Source organism: Flavobacterium sp. 25HG05S-40, assembly GCF_052654735.1.
The window spans coordinates 74,594-93,381 of the sequence record NZ_CP199750.1; the positions used below are offsets into that span (position 1 = coordinate 74,594).

Genomic DNA, 18,788 nt, shown 5'->3' on the forward strand with positions numbered 1-18,788 from the left:
GTTTACAGTCTCAGTTTTCAGAAACTGCGACTGCGACTGAAAACTACTGTAATGATTAATAAACGTTTACTTATCAAGAATCTCTTAGCTCACAATGATGAGAGTAGTTTTTATGATAAAAAACGTCAGTTGAATTTGCATACCAAAGAGGGAAAAGCCAAGTTTCTAAAGCATATCTGCGCGCTTTCTAATTCCAATCCATCCAATAATTCTTATATAGTTGTGGGTGTTGAAGACCACGATAACGAAATAGTAGGCGATGATTTTTTTGATGACAGCCGAATCCAGAATCTGGTCAATGCGTATTTGGAAAATCCGCCTAAGATTCAGTATGAAAATGTACCGTTTCCCAACTTGCCTAAAGACCGCGTGGTTGGTCTGGTAACCATAAAACCCAAACATAAAACGTCGTTTTTTAAGAAAAACATTCACACTATTTTGGCCAATACGGTGTTTGTAAGGGTTGGAAGCAATTCGATGCCTACAGAAGAAAAAATCCCGCATTCTAAGCAAAACATCGAAACCGTTATCAGTATTGAAAATAGTTCTCGAAACAGTATTGCACATACGCTTGATGGCGTTATTGATTTTATGAATTTCAGACATGGCGATATGCTTTCCCAATACAAGGTTTTCAAGGAATTGTTCGTTATTTGCTGGGCAGGAAATCCCAAAAAAATTAGAGATACTACCTATCTTTCAAGGGTGGACATCGAATTAATCAACGAGCAGGTGAAACTTTTTTATTCGGCACTCGATGTCGTTTCTATTCAATACGATGAACAAAGCTTTACCATTATTGAACACGTTCCGCTTGGGTTAAATGATAAAACCAGTTTTTATCCGTTGGAGCAGCAAAAAATCTCTTTTTTTGATAATGGTTATTACAAAATAGAAAATCAGATGCTTTTTGAACCGCCCGAATTCAATAAAAAAATGCTGCATCATATATACAATTCGAATGTAGCTTTGCTGAACAAAATGCAAAAAGGAATAGCCATCTCGGCACGGGAAGAAAAGGATTTAGAAAACCTCTCATCAACGTTGATGCTCTGCTATCTGAATGGTTTTGATGATGCTAAGCAGCGACTTATCGATGCGAAACCACTATTTAAAGCACAAAAAAACCCGACGGTTTATCTTAGTTTTAAGGAAGCGATGCGCATTTTAAGAAAAATGAAATATAACTATAAAAATGAGTAGAACACTAGTAATTGGCGACATTCACGGCGGATTAAAAGCCTTGATTCAGGTAATGGAAAGAGCCAATGTAACACCAAATGATACCTTAATTTTTCTTGGTGATTATGTTGATGGTTGGAGTGAATCGCCACAAGTTTTAGATTTTTTAATCCAACTCAAAACTTCCAATACCTGTGTTTTTCTTCGTGGAAATCACGATGAATTGTTATTGGATTGGTTTATCAACCACAGCGAAAACATCGACGAAGGAATGTGGTTTATGCATGGCGGTGAAGCTACAGTTTTGGCCTATCGAAATGTTTCCGAAAGTCAAAAACAACTTCACATAGCTTTTTTAAAATCGCTTCAAGATTTTTATTTAGATGAAAAAAATAGGCTGTTCATACATGCTGGATTTACGAATATGAATGGCATTCAGCACGAATATTTTCCGAAATTATTTTATTGGGACAGAACACTATGGGAAACGGCCTTGTCTCTAGATGAATCGATTACAAAAGACAATCCTAAATACCCAAAACGACTTACCTTATATGACGAAATATATATTGGTCATACGCCGGTGACCCGAATCGGAAAAACAGTTCCAATACAAAAAGCTTGTGTTTGGAATATAGATACTGGAGCCGCATTTAAAGGACCATTAACTATCATGGATATTGATACCAAGGAGTTTTGGCAGAGCGATTTTTTGAATGATTTGTATTTGAATGAAAAAGGAAGAAACTAGATTTTTGACGCTTGAGGTAAGATTTTTGCTTCCAGCCATTTGGAATTTCTATATTTGCAGCAAAATAAACCGAAATTAATATGAAAAAAATAATCACAATAGCTGCCATTCTTTTGGTGAGCTTTGCAAATGCTCAAGCCTACAAAGGCAAAGGAGATATTAAGGCGCAAGTGGGAATGAACATCCAAGATCATGGAACTGGTATCAATGTTTCTGCCGATTTCGGAATTGGTGAAAACATGTCCTACGGATTTGTAGCCTCCTACCTGCTTTCTGTTGAAAAACCGGGTGGTATTAAACCGGATTTCAGTGACAGAGCAGATGCAAAAGTTCGTTTTAACGCCAACCTTGGAAATGTATTCAAACTTGATAAGTCTATGGATGTTTATCCTGGATTGAATTTAGGTACACGAAACTTTGGAGCACATTTGGGCTTTAGATATTTCTTTACCGAAGGATTTGGTATTTATACAGAAGCCGGAGTTCCGCTAGCACGGTACGATTCAGATGTTCAAGGATTTGACGAATACAACAATCAATTTGTGTTTCAGATTGGAGCATCATTTAATTTATAATATGAGTGCTGTAGATAAAAAATTAAACGACAGAAGTGGTTCCAAATGTGAAATGTGCGGTTCAGCCGAAGATTTAAGAATACATTTAACCAAAGAAGAAGCGATATCTTTAGACAATTCTGTTTTAGTTTGTTCGACATGTAAAAACCAAATAGAGCATATCACAACAACCGATCCTAATCATTGGAGATGTCTTAGCGACAGTATGTGGAATGAAAACAAACCAGTACAGGTAGTTGCATGGCGTATGCTGAACAGATTACGCGGGGAAGGTTGGCCACAAGATTTACTAGACATGATGTATCTTGATGAAGAAACCTTAGTTTGGGCAGGAGCTACTGGAGAAGGAGAAGATGAAGACGGCAAAATTGTCCATAAGGATGGTAATGGAAACATTCTAAAAGATGGCGATTCTGTGGTTTTAATCAAAGATTTGGATGTAAAAGGAGCTAATTTCACAGCAAAAAGAGGTGCTGCGGTTCACAATATCAAATTGGTTTGGGACAATGTCGATCAAATTGAAGGAAGAGTCGAAGGGCAGCATATTGTAATTTTGACGCAATACGTTAAGAAGACCAAATAGCAGCTCTAGAGCCAGTTTAAAATAAATAAAAAATCCCTGTAATGCTTTATTACAGGGATTTTTTATTTAAGATGGATTAGTTTATTTTCTTGATACCATTCAGATAAAAATAAATTGAATTAGCATCGAGGAACATGTCTTTTGCCTGCACATAGCTTGGATTGTTTAGAGGTGTTTCCTGATAGTAGCCGGCATTAGTGCCAAAGGAAGTATCCAAAATCCCTGAACTGTTTATTTTAATGATATTCGAATTGCCATTGGAAACACCATTGCCACCAATAAAATAATCAGATCCTTTAACCAAAACCCTGCTAATTCCAAAATCGGTCAACAATAAGTTTGTGTTATAAATACCATTGACTCCAAAACCAGCATCTGTGGTGCCATTTAAATTCAACTGCATTAGGATGTTTTTGTTGTAAACAAGAAGTTTTCCATTGGTATTATTAATGGCAATGTTTATTCTATAACTTGAGTTTAAGGGGATAGCAGTGACATCGATAAATCCGCTTGTTCCATAGTTAGCATCAATAGTTCCATTCGGAAGGATTTTAAGGACTTTGATGAAACTGGGGCCGTTACCACCAGCATTATGGTAAATCAATGCGTAATAATTTCCTGCAGTATCTTTTACTATATCTTCAGCAGCAAAAAGCTGGGAGTAACTACTAGAAATAATTGGAATAGTATACAAATCTAGCACTCCATTCGTGCCAAAACCTGTATCTGGCTGACCCGAGTTCGTCAATTTAGAAAGGGATAATTTTGTGTTTCCAGACTCGGCATAGGTTTTGGCAACAAGATATTCATTTTGCGATGTAACCGTAATACCATTAATCCACAATAAAGGTGTGGTTGGAACAGTACCATAAAAGCCAAATGTATTATCTGGTTTACCATCGGTTTTATATCTCGTTATTAAAAATTTGGTACTTCCGCTATTACCTTCACCTAAATTACAGATGATTTTATCATGTGAATCCACATTAAAATTCATTACATCTGAAATATAGCCATTGTTTGCAAATGATGTATCTAAGATAAAATTACTGTCCATTTTGAACAAATTTTTAGTGCTGTCTAAGCCATAAAATCCGGTACTTGTTTTTACTATTTTTTTGAATAATATGGAATTTTCTGAACTGGAAAGACAGGTTGTGGGAAAATTGTTTGAGGGCATTTTTACAAATGGAGTTTTACCCACTGTACAATTATCATACTGGTTAACCGAATAAAAAGTATTATCACTTGGTCTTATTTCAAGCGAAATTGGATTCACATTAAAGCTATTCGAGTTGGGGAACGTCCAGCCAAAGGAACGGCTGGTATATGGAGACTCAACATTCAACTGAAACTGTATTCCGCGCACGTAAGGAGAATTAAAGGTTTCTTGATAGCCAACGCCATAAATATAACCCTCTTTATAGATAATGCTATTGTATTCGCTTTCCAAAGCAATTCTGTCGGTACCCCAAACATAGCACCCTGGTGCAATATAGGCTCCAGGGATATTGCCATTGCCAAAAGAAGTTACAGACTGTCCGTTAGTATCATACTTAAAAACACTCGCATTATAACCATATAATCCAGGGCAAAGAAAGGTATCCGTGATTGTGAAAGCCTTCCCTGCTAAATAAAGCGAACCATCGGCACCAATAACCATACTATTTACGTTGTTGTCCTGATTGTTGACGTCTTTAACGACTACGCCATTGGTTCCAAAACCAGTATCTAAAGTACCGTCGTTATTGACACGGGTGAGGAACAAATCGGTATCAGCCCCATTGAAACTATTTCCCGCCACGACTACTTTCCCATCCGATTGAACCACCATGGCAGTTGGCTTGCTTCTGGCACCTATTTGAAAAGTATAAAAACCGCATTGGTTGAATGTTTTGTCTAAAAACCCTTCCGAAGTGTATCTCGCGATAATCCCTTTATCACCCGAATAGCCTGTTATAACGCATTTGCCGTTAGCAGCGAGTTTAATTGCTGTAGCTTCTTCATCGGTTTCTTGCGTATCAAAAACCAACTTACCATCGATGTTAAAACCTGTGTCCATCGCCCATCTTGAGCTATTTGAACCTGTTCCTCGTTTTAGCCTTGCTGCAAAAAAAGCTTTATTGTTATCTTCTTTTACCGTATGACCCGTAATATAAATTAACTGATTGGTATCAAATACGGCGTCGTTAAAACGTGTCAAATCCCATCCTGAAACATAGTCCGGAAATGTAAAGGATCCATTAGCACTACCAGAGAGTCTAATTGCTCTGGTCTTTCTATCATTAGTCAGGTAAACGATTTCAGTGGTGCTACCAAAAATTACTTTATCTGCAGAAGGCGGATTGGGCGTTGAGGAATATCCATATAAATTGGTGATGACCTTTTTCATGCCATTCGTCCCAAAACTAGAGTCTACCTGCCCATTTTGTGCAAAAAAGGACTGACCCATTAAAAACAATAAAAAAGTATAAATAGTTCTCATGGTTTAGCTTTTTATGACCTTTATTGTTTTAGTTCTTGTTCCGCTTGTTATTTTAAAAAAATAAATTCCTGCTGTAAAGCGACTTATGTTTTCATAAAAGACCTGATTGCTGTTTTCGAATCTTTTTTTGTTATAAACGGTAATTAATGAACCGGTTAAACTATATACTTCAATTGTAGTATCCTCATCTGTAATCGATTCAAGTGAAATGGTAACAAAATCCTTTACAGGGTTTGGAGATAGTGAAAGACTTAACTCGTCTGCGGGATTATTCGATAAAGTATTATCAATGATATATCCATTGATGCGGTAATCTCCGTCACTATATCCAATATATTGATAGTTGTTAAAGACCAGAGAGGTAAAACTACTAACTTGATTTACCGGAGCACTTTGTGAAACTAAACCGCCATTGGGAGTAAGAATGGTATTTCTGACACCACTGGTATTTGTATCACTGGTTATAAGAATGTTTTGGTTGCTAAGTATAGTAATAAACCCGTCATACATCTCATAAAAAGGGACATTGGTAAACGAGGGAACAGTAACACCGTTTAAATCAATTTTATAAAGTCGGGAATTGTAAAAGTTGGTAAAATTAGCATTGTAATAGGCGCCATTAGTTAAAACCAACATGCTTGAGTCGGGAAGGACTTCAAACTGAACCATGTCATAGTCGTTTTCATACTGACCATTGACAATTCTCTTAATGCCGAAGCCGGAGTCGTAAGTACCTGTTGCTGAAAATTTAAAAAAGACCACAGTATCAGCAAAACTGTTGTTGGATGAATCCCCAAAACAAAGTATGGAACCATCGCTTAAAGCCTTTCCTTTTCTTATGATAAGCCTTGAGCCATTATCATCAAGCAATGTAGCACCTAAGATTCCAAAAGTAGGATCAAAAAAACCGTTTGTATTCAGCCGTTCGATACAGCCATCCTGATTTTTTTCGCCTACGGCAATAATTTTATTGTTGGCATCAATAAAGAGGTCATATATGTTTTCCGACTCTAAAGCAATGGAGCCGTTTACACCAAAACCAGAGTCTAATTTACCATCAGGAAGAAAACGCAAAAGAACAGTACGTTCGCTTAAAAGGCCATTAGATCTGCCTCCCACTATTACTTTTCCGTCGTTTTGAGCAACGCTGCAGGAAGGCGTAAAATTTTGGTAGGTATCTACACTGTAATAGACTTTACCATTCAACCCAAAAGAGGTGTCCAGACTACCATCGGTATTGTACTTCACCATCGCCAGCACTAATGATACGTTTGTGCCCGAGGCATTACTGTTACCAAACTGGACAATTCCAGAAATTTTGCTAGAGCCAAACAAAATAATCTTGCCGTCCGGCAATGTCGCCATGGTGCCAAAACTATCTGCATCATTTGCAAAATCTGTAGTTACAAAGCCATTGCTGCCAAAGTTTGTGTCTATCGTTTGGGCAGAAAGGATGCTTTTTGATACCACACAAAAACAATAGGTTAATAGTCTGATTTTAAATTTCATAGTCTATTTTTTGTTAAAAGTAGCATTTATATTCAATTAATCAAACTATCTTAAAAAAGCTTCCCAACTTTCAAAAAAACGATATAAAAAAGCGCCCTAATTTTAGGACGCTTTTTAGTTTCTAATTCGATTGTAAATTGACCGTCAGCGATTGTGTAATCACATGGCAAACATTACGATTCACAACAATTGGTGGAGAAGTATAGGTTTGATAGCCGGGTTTGGTAATAGTTAGGGTATATATACCAGCTCTTTCATCTGCTCCGGAGAATGAATATTCTAATCCCGGAAGTAACTCCAAAGTTTCCTGATACGATTCATCCACAGCTCTAACTTCAACATTATCTACCAAAGGTTGTCCGTTAGCAGCATCAAGGACAGCAACCCTTAGTCCGGGCACCACTTCCTGAGTACAAAAAATAGGGTTGTCACTACTATCACAAGAAGAAGTTATTAGTAATGATGTAAACAATACCAATAAGAATAATTTTTTGCTTACAAGTGAACGATTTGTTTTTAATAAGACTGCGGTAATTTTTGATTTCATAGCTTTTGATTTTTTGGTTTTTGAAATAGATAGCAATTTGGTAAAACAGTTGCGTTGCTTGATAAAATAAAAAGGGATATGTAAGTTTATATAAAAAGAAAAAGCGTCCAAAATATCAGGACGCTTTTTTTTATTCTTGCAGCGAAGCGATCTTGCTTCTTGCTTCTTTTCTCTTAAAGATCAAACTTAATTCCCTACGCCAATGGTAAACTGTTAGTATAATTGATGCTATTGGTTTATCTTCTCATGTACACTTTTCAGGCATCAGAACCTGATTCACGACCACCAACGGTTTCTTTTTCGCCACCAAAAACACCCCCAATTTCAGCTACTAAAGTACCTCGGTTTACTTTGCTAATAGAAATTAATGCCCTAAAATCCATTTTTTAATCAAATTTCTATATACTTGTATTAATTTGGTGTTAAGACATACCAATAAATGCAAATTAATTAAACTTATAATTAAATATTATGATACAAAGACTAAGCCTTATGTTGTTGCTACTATCTTCCTATTGCTACAGCCAGGAAGTAAATACCGATATTAGAGAGTATGCAACTTTCAAAGAAGGGACGACTTATTTTATAATGTCGAGTGATAAAAAATACAATAAGATTGTCAATGATATTTTAGTGAAATATTGGAAAGTCAATAAATTTGAAATGATTCCTTCCAAGCAAATTGAAAAGTTAAAGGGAGAGGGTTCCTTTTTTGTGGATCAGGTTGAGTACAGTTTTTCGAGAACCGCAGGTACAACTGGAGCACTGAATATGAATTACGGAGTGACTAAGTTAGCCATGTTTAAAGACTTTAAAAAGAATACCCCGAAAGATATTCTGTCCTTAGTACAGCTCGATAAAATATCTCCTGTGGAAATGCTTTTTTCAATACAGATGATGCAGAGCGAAATTAATTTTGTTTTTGATTTAAATAAAAAAAAGGATCTTGACCTAAAAGACTATCTGGAAGAGGTAAATGAAAAAAATAAGAAAAGGATACAAAGCAAAACACTTTATGTAACCCGTAATGGCATGAAAGATGATATTGACCACGAAGAGGGTTTAAAAAAAGTATATGATCATAAATTTATTTTCACCACTCGTGAAAACATAGAAAAAGCCATCGAAGATCAAAATGAGGACGCCGTATTCCTTAAAGTGATTAATTATAAAAATTTAAAGTTTGTACTTTTTATCGCTGCAAAAAACAGTGAACTGCTCTATGGAAGGGTAATGACTGGATTCAATCAGGCAGAAATAGGGCCTAAATTTTTCAAGGATGTTAATGAATAACCAATAGTATTAAACATAAAAAAGTCCCGAGTTATCGGGACTTTTTCGTCTATTTTCTTTTCTCTTTGTTCTATTTTCTTCGGCTACAAGTCAAATTTAATTCCTTGTGCTAATGGTAAACTGGTAGTATAATTGATGGTATTGGTTTGTCTTCTCATGTACACTTTCCAGGCATCTGAACCTGATTCACGTCCGCCTCCTGTTTCTTTTTCGCCACCAAAAGCACCTCCAATTTCAGCTCCAGAAGTTCCGATGTTTACATTAGCAATTCCACAATCGGAACCCGCTACTGATAAAAAGGCTTCTGCTTCGCGAAGATTGTTGGTCATTATTGCAGATGATAATCCTTGAGCCACGCCATTTTGAATAGCAATAGCATCATGTACATCGCCTGAATATTTTAATAAATATAAAACGGGAGCAAAGGTTTCGTGTTGAACGATTTCGAACGAGTTGTTGGCTTCAGCGATAGCAGGTTTAACGTAGCAGCCACTTTCATAACCTTCACCAGTTAAAACACCACCTTCAACAAGGATCTTTCCGCCTTCTTCCACTACTTTGGACAAGGCTTTGTTATACATTTCAACAGCATGTTTATCAATAAGTGGACCAACGTGATTGTTTTGGTCTAATGGATTTCCTATTCTTAATTGACCGTAAGCACCAACGATAGCGTCTCTTACTTTGTCATAAATACTTTCATGGATGATTAATCTTCGGGTTGAGGTACAACGTTGACCAGCAGTTCCCACAGCACCAAATACCGCTCCGATAACCGTCATTTTAATATCGGCATCCGGAGTAACGATGATGGCGTTATTGCCACCTAATTCTAATAAGGAGTTTCCTAAACGAGCCGCACAAGCTTGCGCTACGATTTTACCCATTCGTGTTGAACCAGTGGCCGAAACCAAAGGAACACGTTTGTCATGCGTCATCAATTCGCCAACTTTATAGTCACCATTGATTAGGCAGGAGATTCCTTCAGGAAGATTATTTTCTTTTAAAACTTCTGCAATAATATTTTGACAAGCTATTCCGCATAAAGGTGTTTTTTCGGATGGTTTCCAAACGCAAACGTCGCCACAAATCCAGGCTAATGCTGTGTTCCAAGCCCAAACGGCTACCGGGAAGTTAAATGCCGAAATGATTCCGACTACGCCAAGTGGATGGTATTGCTCGTACATACGGTGTCCTGGGCGTTCTGAGTGCATGGTTAAACCGTGAAGCTGACGCGATAACCCTACAGCAAAATCGCAGATATCAATCATTTCTTGAACTTCGCCGTAACCTTCTTGTAATGATTTCCCCATTTCATAGGAAACCAATTTTCCAAGAGGCTCTTTATAGTGTCTTAGTTTTTCACCAAATTGACGCACGATTTCACCACGTTTTGGTGCTGGCATCAGGCGGAAAGTTTTGAAGGCTTCGGTGGCTGATTGCATTACTTTTTCGTAATCGGCAGCAGTTGATGCTTTTACTTTTGCGATAAGTTGGCCGTCTACAGGCGAATGTGATTCGAAAGTGTCTCCGTTAGAAAACCATATGTTTCCTGTTGAGGTTCCTTCGTTTATAGCTTTTACTCCGAGAATTTCCAGAGCTTCGGTCATGCCGAATTGTTGTGCAATTGTTGACATTGTATGTTCTTTAAATAGTTTGTTTGTATAATTTATGACTGCAAAAGTATGTAGAAAAAATATTTTAAATTTTAAATTTTGAATTTTAAATGATACGCTTGATTCAAAATATATACTTCAGAATTCAAAATAGGCTTATTAGCCCCGATAGGAGCGAGCTACCATGTAGCGCGGATAGCGGGAGGATTCGTCTTAAATGGCAGACGAGTGCCGCTTCTAATACATTTATTTGGCCGTAAAACGAGAATCCGTTTCCATAACAGTGCCGCATTTTTCGCAGGTTCTCAATGCTTCCGAATTGTAATACTGTTTGAAATGATGTAGAAAATCGGTTTCGATATCAGTAAGTGGGAAATAGACTTCGTAGAGTTTGTGATTGCAATTGTCACAGAACCAAAGTAGGCCATCTTTAGCATCGGAACCAAAACGTTTTCTTTCGATTACCAAACCAATGGAACCTTCTGTTCTGCTTGGAGAATGCGGCGTTTTAGCAGGATGGAGGTACATGTCGCCAGCAGAAAGTTTCATAGCTTTTTTTTCTCCGTTATCCTGAACATAGACGGTGATTTCGCCTTCAAGCTGATAGAAAAGTTCTTCGGTTTCGTTGTAATGGTAGTCTTTTCGGGCATTTGGGCCGGCTACAACCATTACGATGTAATCTTCGGAATCGATGTATAGATTTTTGTTGCCAACAGGGGGTTTGAGTAAATGGCGGTTTTCTTTGAGCCAAGTAGTGAGGTTGAAGGGTTTTGCAATAGCCATGGGAAAATATTTTTACGAAATTACAAAATAAAAAAGGTTAGTGTTACCTAACCTTTAAATTGTTTTTTTTGGGAAGTTAGTGCTAACTAACTTAGTTTGAGCTCAACGAAATTATTTAATTTCTTTAATCAAATAGATGAAAGACGGAAAGTGATCACTATAACCAATCTCGGTGTTTCCGTGTCGGAGCGGATAGCCTTTGTACTGACCGGCTGTTGTAATCATGTATGGTTTATTGTAGATTCCGGCTTTCCAGTAACGGAAAGAAGAATAGTCTTTTTTGATTAAGGTTTCTGATACCATGATTTGGTCAAAAATATCTCCAGCGTCTCTATAGAAAAGGGTAGCGTTTCCTTTGTAGAACATTTCCTCGAAAGGATTGTATATGCCAAATTCTTTTACCTCTTCTTTTTTACGTTTGGCACCAATGCCTTCTTTTACACTTTTATTGTAAGTTCCATCATTCAAATCGCCCATGGTTATGATTTTGGCATTTGGGTTTATTTTGTAGATAGAGTCCATTATTTTTCGGTTTAGTCTTCCAGCAGCTTCACGAAAAGGAGAACTTTTTTTCTCACCTCCGGAACGCGATGGCCAGTGATTTACCATAATGTTGATTTCTTCACCATCAAGGAAACCTGTAACTAACAAGATATCTCTAGTATAAACGCGATCCAAATTTTTATCTATTTCTGATTTGTCATCTGAAACATCATCTGATTCGTGTTTTCTTTTGGCACTTTCGTTCAATTGATTTTTGTAAATCAACAAAGGAATGTTTTTGTAACTGGTAGGTTTGAAGTGTTTTTTTTGATATAAAAAACCTACATCAATACCTCTTTTATCGGGAGACTCAAAATGGACAACGCCATAGTCTTTATTAATTAACAAAGGTTCCTTGACTAAATCTTCCAAAACACCTCTATTTTCAATTTCGCAGCAGCCAATTAGTGTAGGAGAATTGCTGGTGTTTTCGCCAGTTCCGATTTCAGAAAGCACTCGAGCTAAATTTTGTAGTTTTTGCTTGTATTTGGCTTTAGTCCAACTTTGTGCGCCATTTGGCAACCATTCTTCATCATTGTTTGGACCATTGATGGTGTCAAATAGATTCTCCAAATTGTAGAAAGCTACAGTATGAATATTATACTTTTTTGCCTGTGCATTAGCTCCTGAAATTGCGAATAAAACAACAAAAACAGCGATTAGCTTTTTAATTCTCATAAATATCAATATTAATTTAATGTCAAGTTTTTTACAAACTTCGGGCCAAAAGTAGATAATATTATTAAAAGATGTACATTTGTCGGCTGTTAAGTTTATATTAAGCTTACAGTTACAGAAAAATTAACTTTATTTTATTTATGAAAAAACTTGTTATTAGTACATTGTTTGTAATGCAAGTGTTTTTTGTTTTTGCACAAACTACAACAGGAATTACTGGAAAAGTAGTAGACTCTAAAGCACAAAAACCATTACAAAATGTCGTAGCTTCTATTCAAAACACAGTCTTAACAACTTTAACAGACGGGACAGGAGCTTTTGTTTTTAAGGACGTTCCAAAGGGAAGTCAATTGGTACAGATTAAAAGCAATGGTTACAAAGATCAACTATTGGTTGTTGAAGTTGAAACTGGAAAAATGCTAGATTTAGGGATTATTGTTTTTGAAGAAGACATTACTTCCGAGCAACAGTTGAGTTTGGTTACCATCACAGAAAATGATTTGGGTGATGATAACAGTGGTTCTGAAAGTACTTCTGGACTTTTACAAGCTACCAGAGATGTTTATCAACAGGCGGCAGCGTTTAACTGGGGACAATCTCGATTTAGAATCAGAGGTTTAGATAACGAGTATGGTGTTACCATGATTAATGGTATTTCCATGAATAAATTATATGACGGAAGACCACAGTGGAGTAACTGGGGAGGTTTAAATGATGCCACACGTAACCAAGAGTTTACTATGGGTTCTGCACCTTCTGACTACACTTTTGGTAATGCGTTAGGGACACAAGAGATTAATGCCAGAGCCTCTATTTACCGTCCAGGTTCCAGAATTTCGATGTCGGGAACTAATACCAACTATAGCTGGAGAATGATGGGTACTGTGGCTTCAGGGTTAAGCAAAGATGGTTGGGCTTATGTTATTTCTGCTTCAAGAAGATGGGCACAAGAAGGTTACTTTGAAGGAACAGATTACAGTGCTAATTCATTATTTGCTAGTGTTGAGAAAAAATTCAACGAAAAACACAGCTTAAACTTTACTTCTATATACGCTGAAAACAGCAGAGGGAAATCGTCACCAAACACTAAAGAAGTTACGGATTTAATGGGTATTAAATACAATTCGTATTGGGGATGGCAAGATGGTAAAAAGCGTAATTCCAGAGATAAAGATGTTGAAGAGCCGATGGTAATCTTATCTCACTATTGGAAATTAACAAAAAATACCAACTTAAATACCAATATTTCCTATCAAACTGGGCGTATTTCAAATTCAAGATTAGAGAATCCATTAGGAAATAATCCAGATCCTACTTATTACAGAAAACTACCAAGTTACTATTTAAATGATCCGGATAGTTATGTTACTATAACTAACCCTGACGGTACAACAACTGAGACAAATCCGAATGCTGTAAGAGCAAGAGAAGAATTTCTTAGCAATAGCCAAATCAATTGGAATGCTATGTACGCTGCCAACCAAAATACTGCAGAGCAAGGACGAGCAGCCTATGCGTTGACCGAACAACGTAATGATGACACTACTGTAGCAGCTAATATGTTGTTGAATAGTACCTTGTCTAATAACATTAGTTTTAATGCTGGAGTAAACTTTAAAAATTTAAGATCTCATAATTATGCCGTTATTACGGATTTACTAGGGGCAGAATATTTCTTGAATGCAGACCCCTTCTTTTTAGGTGATAACGCTCAATTTGATTTGAACAATCCTAACCAAAGAATAGGAGACAATGGTACCGTTGGATACAATTATAACTTGTTTGCTAATGTTGTTGATGGTTTTACACAATTCAAATTTAACTACAGCAAATTTGACTTCTATTTAGCACAAACATTTTCTAGAACAGAATACAAAAGAGAAGGTTTGTACAGAAGTGGTAATTATGCTGAGAATTCTTTTGGTAAATCAGAATCTAAAGTGTTTGAAAACTTCGGATTTAAAGGAGGCTTAACATACAAAGCATCGGGTCAGCACTACTTCGATTTCAATGGGATGTATATGACCAAAGCACCTAATTTGAGAAACAGTTTTTATAACGCAAGAAGAAGTAATGAGTATACCGAAAACTTAACAAGTGAAAATATTGTTAGTGCTGATGCAAGTTACATCTTAAGAATGCCAAAATTCAAAGCTAGATTGACAGGTTTCTTCTCTAGAGTTAAAGACGCTACAGAAATTGCCTTTTTCTATGCCGAGAATGTGAGTGATAATGAAGGTGATGAAGATTCATTCATTACTGAAATCGCAACAGGAATTCAAAAACAAAATTTGGGAGCGGAACTTGGTTTAGAATATCAAATCACTTCTACAATTAAAGCAACAGCAGCGGCTTCATATGGCCAATACATTTACTCCGGTAACGCTAACTTGCAAACAAGTGATGATGCCTTAGCAGCACAAGGATTGAGTCCGTTGACTGATTTTGGAACCATTTATATGAAAAACTACCACCAACCAGGAATGCCACAACAAGCGTATTCTTTCGGATTGGAATATAGAGATCCAAACTTCTGGTGGATTGGTGCTAACGTGAATTATTTATCAGACAGTTACATAAGCATCTCTAAAATCATGCGTACTGATAATTTCAGTATTGATGGTGCAACTGGAGATAATTACGCTGGAGCAACTCCAGAAACTGTTAGAGACATTTTGCGTCAAGAAAAATTCGATAGCTTTACCTTAGTAAATCTAACTGGAGGAAAATCATGGAGAATCAGCAAGAAAACAAGAGACACTTTTGGTGTATTTGCATCGGTGAATAACGTTTTTGATATCGATTATAAAACAGGCGGATTTGAGCAATCTAGAAAAGCAACATTCCCTGATTTAACTGCAGATAATGCTAATGGAACACCATCATTTGGCCCTAAGTATTTCTATGGTTACGGAAGAACATATTTTGTTAATTTCTACATTAACTTCTAAAAAAATACACTATGAAAATTAAATTTTTAAAAACAATGTTCTTGTTGGTGCTTGCTTCTAGTATGCTAACAAGTTGTGTAGGCGAGGATGATTATGCTATTCCTACCGTGTACGATTATTATTTTAGCGAAGGGTTTTCGGAATCGCCTCTTGGAAGTGGTTCCAATGAAGTGCCTATTGCCTTAGAAGGATGGGTAAATTATAATGCTACAGCGACACGTTTATGGCATGCAAGAGCCTTTTCAAACAACAGTTATGCTGAGTTCTCTTCATTCTATTCCGCTACAGGAACTAATGACGTGGCTTGGTTAATTACACCTGCAATCGATTTGACTACAACGACAGGTGAAATTTTATCGTTTGTTACTAAAACAAGATTTGAAAACGGATATCCGTTAACGGCGTTCATCTCCACAGATTATGATGGAACCACAGCAGGGATAGCTACAGCAAATTGGACACCAATCACATTTACCGCTCCTACTGCAGATGACGTATTTGTAAACAGTGGTAATATTGATTTAAGTACGGTTAACAGTACGAATGTTAGAATTGCTTTCAAATATACTGGAAGTAAATCAGGAGTAACGACTACGCTACAATTGGATAATATTAAGATTTCTAAAAACTAATAGCTATGAAAAATTTAAAATTACTAGTAACAGCAGCTCTTTTCGCTACTTTAGCGGGTTGCGTTAATGATGATGAATACGGTATTCCGGATTTATCAGGAGAATGTGTAAGCATCGCAAAAACAAAAGAAGTATCTGATATAACTAATGTAGCTACTTCGGGAGCCGTTCAGTATACTACAAGTGATACGGTAATTGAATATATCGAAGCTTATGTTACTTCAAGTGACGAAGGTGGTAACTTCTACAAATCCATCTCCATGATGTCCTTAGATGGATTAAAAGGATTTAGTATGCCTGTGGACAATTACAACTTGTTTAATGAGTTTGAACCAGGAAGAAAAGTTACTATCAAACTTGACAAAAACAGATATTTCAACAAGCAAAACGGCTCAACTGTTATTGGATCTTCGTATAATGGAGGTGTAGGAAGAGTGTCTGGAGTAGAATACAAAGATGTAATTTTTAGATCTTGTGATGATGTTAATGAAGATGACATTGTTAAAAATTTGACTATTACTCAAGCAAGAAACGATCAGTATTTGAATATGTTGATTGAGTTTGATGCGGTACAGTTCACCGATCCATCCTTAGGGAAAACATATTACGATGCTTCATTAAACAGTATTGGCGGGGCTACTAATCATCAAATTTCGGATCAATTTGGAAATAAAGTAATTGTTAGAGTTAGTGAGTTTGCCAAATTCGCAGGGGAAAAAATTCCTAGTGGTAACGGTAAACTTCGTGGCGTAATGACGAAATTCGGTAGTGATTACCAATTCATGATTCGAACACTAGTGGATGTTAAAGTTCCGGAGGATGGAAGATTGGACATTGATTTAGCGCCGCCAATTGTTGGTACGGCTCTAGTTTATGGTGCAACGATGAATGAAAATTTCACTTCGTATGCTACTAATCTTCAAATATTCCCTAAATATGTTAATGATGCTGCTACTGGAAACAGATATTGGCAGGTTAAAACATTTGGTGGTAACAAGTACATCCAAATGAGTTCTTTTGGAGGAACACCGGAAGCTAACAGATCGTTATTCTTTGTTCCTGTTGATATGACTGCAGCAAGTACTTTTACCTTCAAAACGTTATCAGGATTTGATAATGGTTCTGTTTTGAAAGTATATTACACGACTAATTATACTCCAGGAGCACAAATATCTACAGCTACGTTAACGAATATTACTTCTAGCTTTACAATACCATCAGGACCTTCAGGAGCTTATGCTACTGCTTTTACACCAAGCGGAGTATATAATATTCCAGCTGGAGTTACCGGAAATGGATTTTTTGTATTTGAATATGTTGGCAATGGAAGCGGTGGACCATCAACCACTATCCAAGTTGACGATATTATCATAAACTAATATCTTAGCGTTATAGTACAAAAAAGAGTCCCGAATATTCGGGACTCTTTTTTGTTTAAATGTATTTAGTTAAGAATTATAAAGTACCTCTTAACATCTGCTCTCTTTCGATAGATTCGAATAAAGCTTTGAAGTTACCGGCACCAAATCCTTTAGCACCCATTCTTTGAATGATTTCGAAGAACAAAGTTGGTCGGTCTTCTACGGGTCTGGTGAAAATTTGAAGTAAATAGCCTTCCTCATCAGCATCAATCATAATACCCAGTTTCTGAAGCTCATTAATATCTTCCTTAAACTTATTCATGTGATCTTTCAATCGTTCGGGAATCGCGTCGTAATAGGCTTGTGGTGGTGTTGTTAAGAACTCGATTCCTCTGGCACGCATTTCAGCAACGGTTTTGATAATATCATCGGTGGCCACAGCAATGTGTTGTACCCCTGAACCTTCATAGAAATCTAAATATTCTTCAATTTGCGATTTTTTCTTTCCTTCTGCTGGTTCGTTGATTGGGAATTTGATTCTTCCGTTACCATTACTCATTACTTTTGACATCAATGCCGAATATTCGGTAGTGATTTGTTTGTCATCGAACGAAAGGAAATTCACAAATCCCATAACATCTTCGTACCATTTTACCCAAGTGTTCATTTCGTTCCAGCCAACATTTCCGACCATATGATCCACATATTTCAGACCTACAGAAGTCGGATTGTAATCGGATTTCCATTCTTTATAGCCTGGTAAAAAGTCACCGGTGTAGTTTTTACGTTCTACAAACATGTGAACGGTTTCGCCATACGTGTAAATTCCGGCGCGCACTACTTCTCCGTGTTCGTCTTTTTCGACAGTGGGTTCCATGTACACTTTGGCACCACGTTTCGTAGTTTCTTCAAAGGCAGCACGGGCATCTTCCACCCATAAAGCAATGATTTTTACACCATCTCCGTGTTTTTTAACGTGTTCTCCAATAGGAGAATTGCTGTTTAATGCCGTAGTTAATACCAAACGGATTTTATCTTGTTTTAAAACATAAGAGGCTCTGTCTCTCATTCCGGTTTCTAATCCGGCATAGGCATGCGATTGAAATCCAAATGCGGTTTTATAAAAATGGGCTGCTTGTTTGGCATTCCCAACGTAAAATTCTACGTAATCTGTTCCTAATAGCGGAAGGAAATCTTGTGCTCCTTCGAATATTTTTTCTAAGCCGTATTCAACGGATTTTATTTCTTTACTCATGATATTTATTTTTTCGCCACGAATACATCAATGATTTTTTAATC

General features: G+C 36.8%; 15 protein-coding genes and 1 pseudogene. 8 read left to right on the forward strand and 8 right to left on the reverse strand.

Going from position 1 to position 18,788, the window contains the following annotated elements; all coding sequences use genetic code 11:
* Window positions 1-51 precede the first annotated feature (51 nt).
* The 4 genes from ACULEU_RS00370 (at window position 52) to ACULEU_RS00385 (ending at window position 3,091) form a co-directional block, all read left to right on the forward strand.
* Window positions 52-1,203, forward strand: coding sequence for an ATP-binding protein (locus ACULEU_RS00370; protein ID WP_445453482.1), 1,152 nt, complete (start codon window positions 52-54; stop codon window positions 1,201-1,203).
* Window positions 1,196-1,933, forward strand: coding sequence for a metallophosphoesterase family protein (locus tag ACULEU_RS00375; protein ID WP_445453483.1), 738 nt, complete (start codon window positions 1,196-1,198; stop codon window positions 1,931-1,933). Before ACULEU_RS00370 ends, ACULEU_RS00375 begins: the two co-directional genes overlap by 8 nt.
* Window positions 1,934-2,013: 80 nt before the next feature.
* The gene (locus ACULEU_RS00380) at window positions 2,014-2,508 is read left to right on the forward strand and encodes a DUF6646 family protein (RefSeq protein WP_445453484.1); all 495 of its coding nucleotides are present in this window, start codon (window positions 2,014-2,016) and stop codon (window positions 2,506-2,508) included.
* Between the two features lies 1 nt (window position 2,509).
* Window positions 2,510-3,091: a PhnA domain-containing protein gene (locus ACULEU_RS00385; RefSeq protein WP_445453485.1), complete on the forward strand. Its 582-nt coding sequence runs from the start codon at window positions 2,510-2,512 to the stop codon at window positions 3,089-3,091.
* Window positions 3,092-3,167: 76 nt separating this feature from the next.
* On the opposite strand, the gene ACULEU_RS00390 is transcribed toward ACULEU_RS00385, so the two are convergent.
* From ACULEU_RS00390 to ACULEU_RS00405, 4 genes and pseudogenes are all read right to left on the reverse strand, one after another.
* On the reverse strand, window positions 3,168-5,576 hold the full coding sequence (locus tag ACULEU_RS00390; RefSeq protein ID WP_445453486.1) for a delta-60 repeat domain-containing protein: 2,409 nt from the start codon (window positions 5,574-5,576) through the stop codon (window positions 3,168-3,170).
* Window positions 5,577-5,579: 3 nt separating this feature from the next.
* The gene (locus tag ACULEU_RS00395) at window positions 5,580-7,085 is read right to left on the reverse strand and encodes a T9SS type A sorting domain-containing protein (protein ID WP_445453487.1); all 1,506 of its coding nucleotides are present in this window, start codon (window positions 7,083-7,085) and stop codon (window positions 5,580-5,582) included.
* A gap of 121 nt (window positions 7,086-7,206) precedes the next feature.
* Complete coding sequence (locus ACULEU_RS00400) at window positions 7,207-7,632, reverse strand: carboxypeptidase-like regulatory domain-containing protein (protein WP_445453488.1); 426 nt, start codon at window positions 7,630-7,632, stop codon at window positions 7,207-7,209.
* A gap of 194 nt (window positions 7,633-7,826) precedes the next feature.
* Window positions 7,827-7,991: pseudogene (locus ACULEU_RS00405) on the reverse strand (aldehyde dehydrogenase family protein); the annotation flags it as partial.
* A 112-nt stretch (window positions 7,992-8,103) separates the two neighbouring features.
* On the opposite strand from ACULEU_RS00405, the gene ACULEU_RS00410 reads away from it, so the two are divergent.
* Window positions 8,104-8,925 (forward strand): hypothetical protein, encoded by an 822-nt coding sequence (locus ACULEU_RS00410; RefSeq protein ID WP_445453489.1) that lies wholly within the window; start codon window positions 8,104-8,106, stop codon window positions 8,923-8,925.
* A gap of 83 nt (window positions 8,926-9,008) precedes the next feature.
* Here ACULEU_RS00410 and amaB read toward each other — a convergent pair whose 3' ends face one another.
* The 3 genes from amaB to ACULEU_RS00425 all read right to left on the reverse strand — a co-directional run bounded on the left by amaB (window position 9,009) and on the right by ACULEU_RS00425 (window position 12,545).
* On the reverse strand, window positions 9,009-10,562 hold the full coding sequence (gene amaB / locus ACULEU_RS00415; RefSeq protein ID WP_445453490.1) for an L-piperidine-6-carboxylate dehydrogenase: 1,554 nt from the start codon (window positions 10,560-10,562) through the stop codon (window positions 9,009-9,011).
* A gap of 225 nt (window positions 10,563-10,787) precedes the next feature.
* The gene (locus ACULEU_RS00420) at window positions 10,788-11,324 is read right to left on the reverse strand and encodes a 3-hydroxyanthranilate 3,4-dioxygenase (RefSeq protein ID WP_445453491.1); all 537 of its coding nucleotides are present in this window, start codon (window positions 11,322-11,324) and stop codon (window positions 10,788-10,790) included.
* A 111-nt stretch (window positions 11,325-11,435) separates the two neighbouring features.
* On the reverse strand, window positions 11,436-12,545 hold the full coding sequence (locus tag ACULEU_RS00425) for an endonuclease/exonuclease/phosphatase family protein (RefSeq protein ID WP_445453492.1): 1,110 nt from the start codon (window positions 12,543-12,545) through the stop codon (window positions 11,436-11,438).
* Window positions 12,546-12,685: 140 nt separating this feature from the next.
* Here ACULEU_RS00425 and ACULEU_RS00430 point away from each other — a divergent pair, with 140 nt between their 5' ends.
* Genes ACULEU_RS00430 through ACULEU_RS00440 form a run of 3 tightly spaced genes read left to right on the forward strand, consistent with a single transcriptional unit; the run spans window position 12,686 to window position 17,507 of the window.
* Window positions 12,686-15,496: a carboxypeptidase-like regulatory domain-containing protein gene (locus ACULEU_RS00430; RefSeq protein WP_445453493.1), complete on the forward strand. Its 2,811-nt coding sequence runs from the start codon at window positions 12,686-12,688 to the stop codon at window positions 15,494-15,496.
* An 11-nt stretch (window positions 15,497-15,507) separates the two neighbouring features.
* Complete coding sequence (locus ACULEU_RS00435; protein WP_445453494.1) at window positions 15,508-16,128, forward strand: choice-of-anchor J domain-containing protein; 621 nt, start codon at window positions 15,508-15,510, stop codon at window positions 16,126-16,128.
* A 5-nt stretch (window positions 16,129-16,133) separates the two neighbouring features.
* On the forward strand, window positions 16,134-17,507 hold the full coding sequence (locus ACULEU_RS00440; RefSeq protein WP_445453495.1) for a DUF5689 domain-containing protein: 1,374 nt from the start codon (window positions 16,134-16,136) through the stop codon (window positions 17,505-17,507).
* Between the two features lie 76 nt (window positions 17,508-17,583).
* Here the strand turns inward: ACULEU_RS00440 and hppD are convergent, their stop codons facing one another.
* Window positions 17,584-18,744, reverse strand: coding sequence for a 4-hydroxyphenylpyruvate dioxygenase (gene hppD, locus ACULEU_RS00445; RefSeq protein WP_445453496.1), 1,161 nt, complete (start codon window positions 18,742-18,744; stop codon window positions 17,584-17,586).
* Between the last annotated feature and the right edge of the window lie 44 nt (window positions 18,745-18,788).

What these genes read in the sequence shown, in the direction of transcription:
- ACULEU_RS00370 (WP_445453482.1), top strand. Translation starts at nt 52, where the DNA reads ATGATTAATAAACGTTTACTTATCAAGAATCTCTTAGCTCACAATGAT.
- ACULEU_RS00375 (WP_445453483.1), top strand. Translation starts at nt 1,196, where the DNA reads ATGAGTAGAACACTAGTAATTGGCGACATTCACGGCGGATTAAAAGCC.
- ACULEU_RS00380 (WP_445453484.1), top strand. Translation starts at nt 2,014, where the DNA reads ATGAAAAAAATAATCACAATAGCTGCCATTCTTTTGGTGAGCTTTGCA.
- ACULEU_RS00385 (WP_445453485.1), top strand. Translation starts at nt 2,510, where the DNA reads ATGAGTGCTGTAGATAAAAAATTAAACGACAGAAGTGGTTCCAAATGT.
- ACULEU_RS00390 (WP_445453486.1), bottom strand. Translation starts at nt 5,576, where the DNA reads ATGAGAACTATTTATACTTTTTTATTGTTTTTAATGGGTCAGTCCTTT.
- ACULEU_RS00395 (WP_445453487.1), bottom strand. Translation starts at nt 7,085, where the DNA reads ATGAAATTTAAAATCAGACTATTAACCTATTGTTTTTGTGTGGTATCA.
- ACULEU_RS00400 (WP_445453488.1), bottom strand. Translation starts at nt 7,632, where the DNA reads ATGAAATCAAAAATTACCGCAGTCTTATTAAAAACAAATCGTTCACTT.
- ACULEU_RS00410 (WP_445453489.1), top strand. Translation starts at nt 8,104, where the DNA reads ATGATACAAAGACTAAGCCTTATGTTGTTGCTACTATCTTCCTATTGC.
- amaB (WP_445453490.1), bottom strand. Translation starts at nt 10,562, where the DNA reads ATGTCAACAATTGCACAACAATTCGGCATGACCGAAGCTCTGGAAATT.
- ACULEU_RS00420 (WP_445453491.1), bottom strand. Translation starts at nt 11,324, where the DNA reads ATGGCTATTGCAAAACCCTTCAACCTCACTACTTGGCTCAAAGAAAAC.
- ACULEU_RS00425 (WP_445453492.1), bottom strand. Translation starts at nt 12,545, where the DNA reads ATGAGAATTAAAAAGCTAATCGCTGTTTTTGTTGTTTTATTCGCAATT.
- ACULEU_RS00430 (WP_445453493.1), top strand. Translation starts at nt 12,686, where the DNA reads ATGAAAAAACTTGTTATTAGTACATTGTTTGTAATGCAAGTGTTTTTT.
- ACULEU_RS00435 (WP_445453494.1), top strand. Translation starts at nt 15,508, where the DNA reads ATGAAAATTAAATTTTTAAAAACAATGTTCTTGTTGGTGCTTGCTTCT.
- ACULEU_RS00440 (WP_445453495.1), top strand. Translation starts at nt 16,134, where the DNA reads ATGAAAAATTTAAAATTACTAGTAACAGCAGCTCTTTTCGCTACTTTA.
- hppD (WP_445453496.1), bottom strand. Translation starts at nt 18,744, where the DNA reads ATGAGTAAAGAAATAAAATCCGTTGAATACGGCTTAGAAAAAATATTC.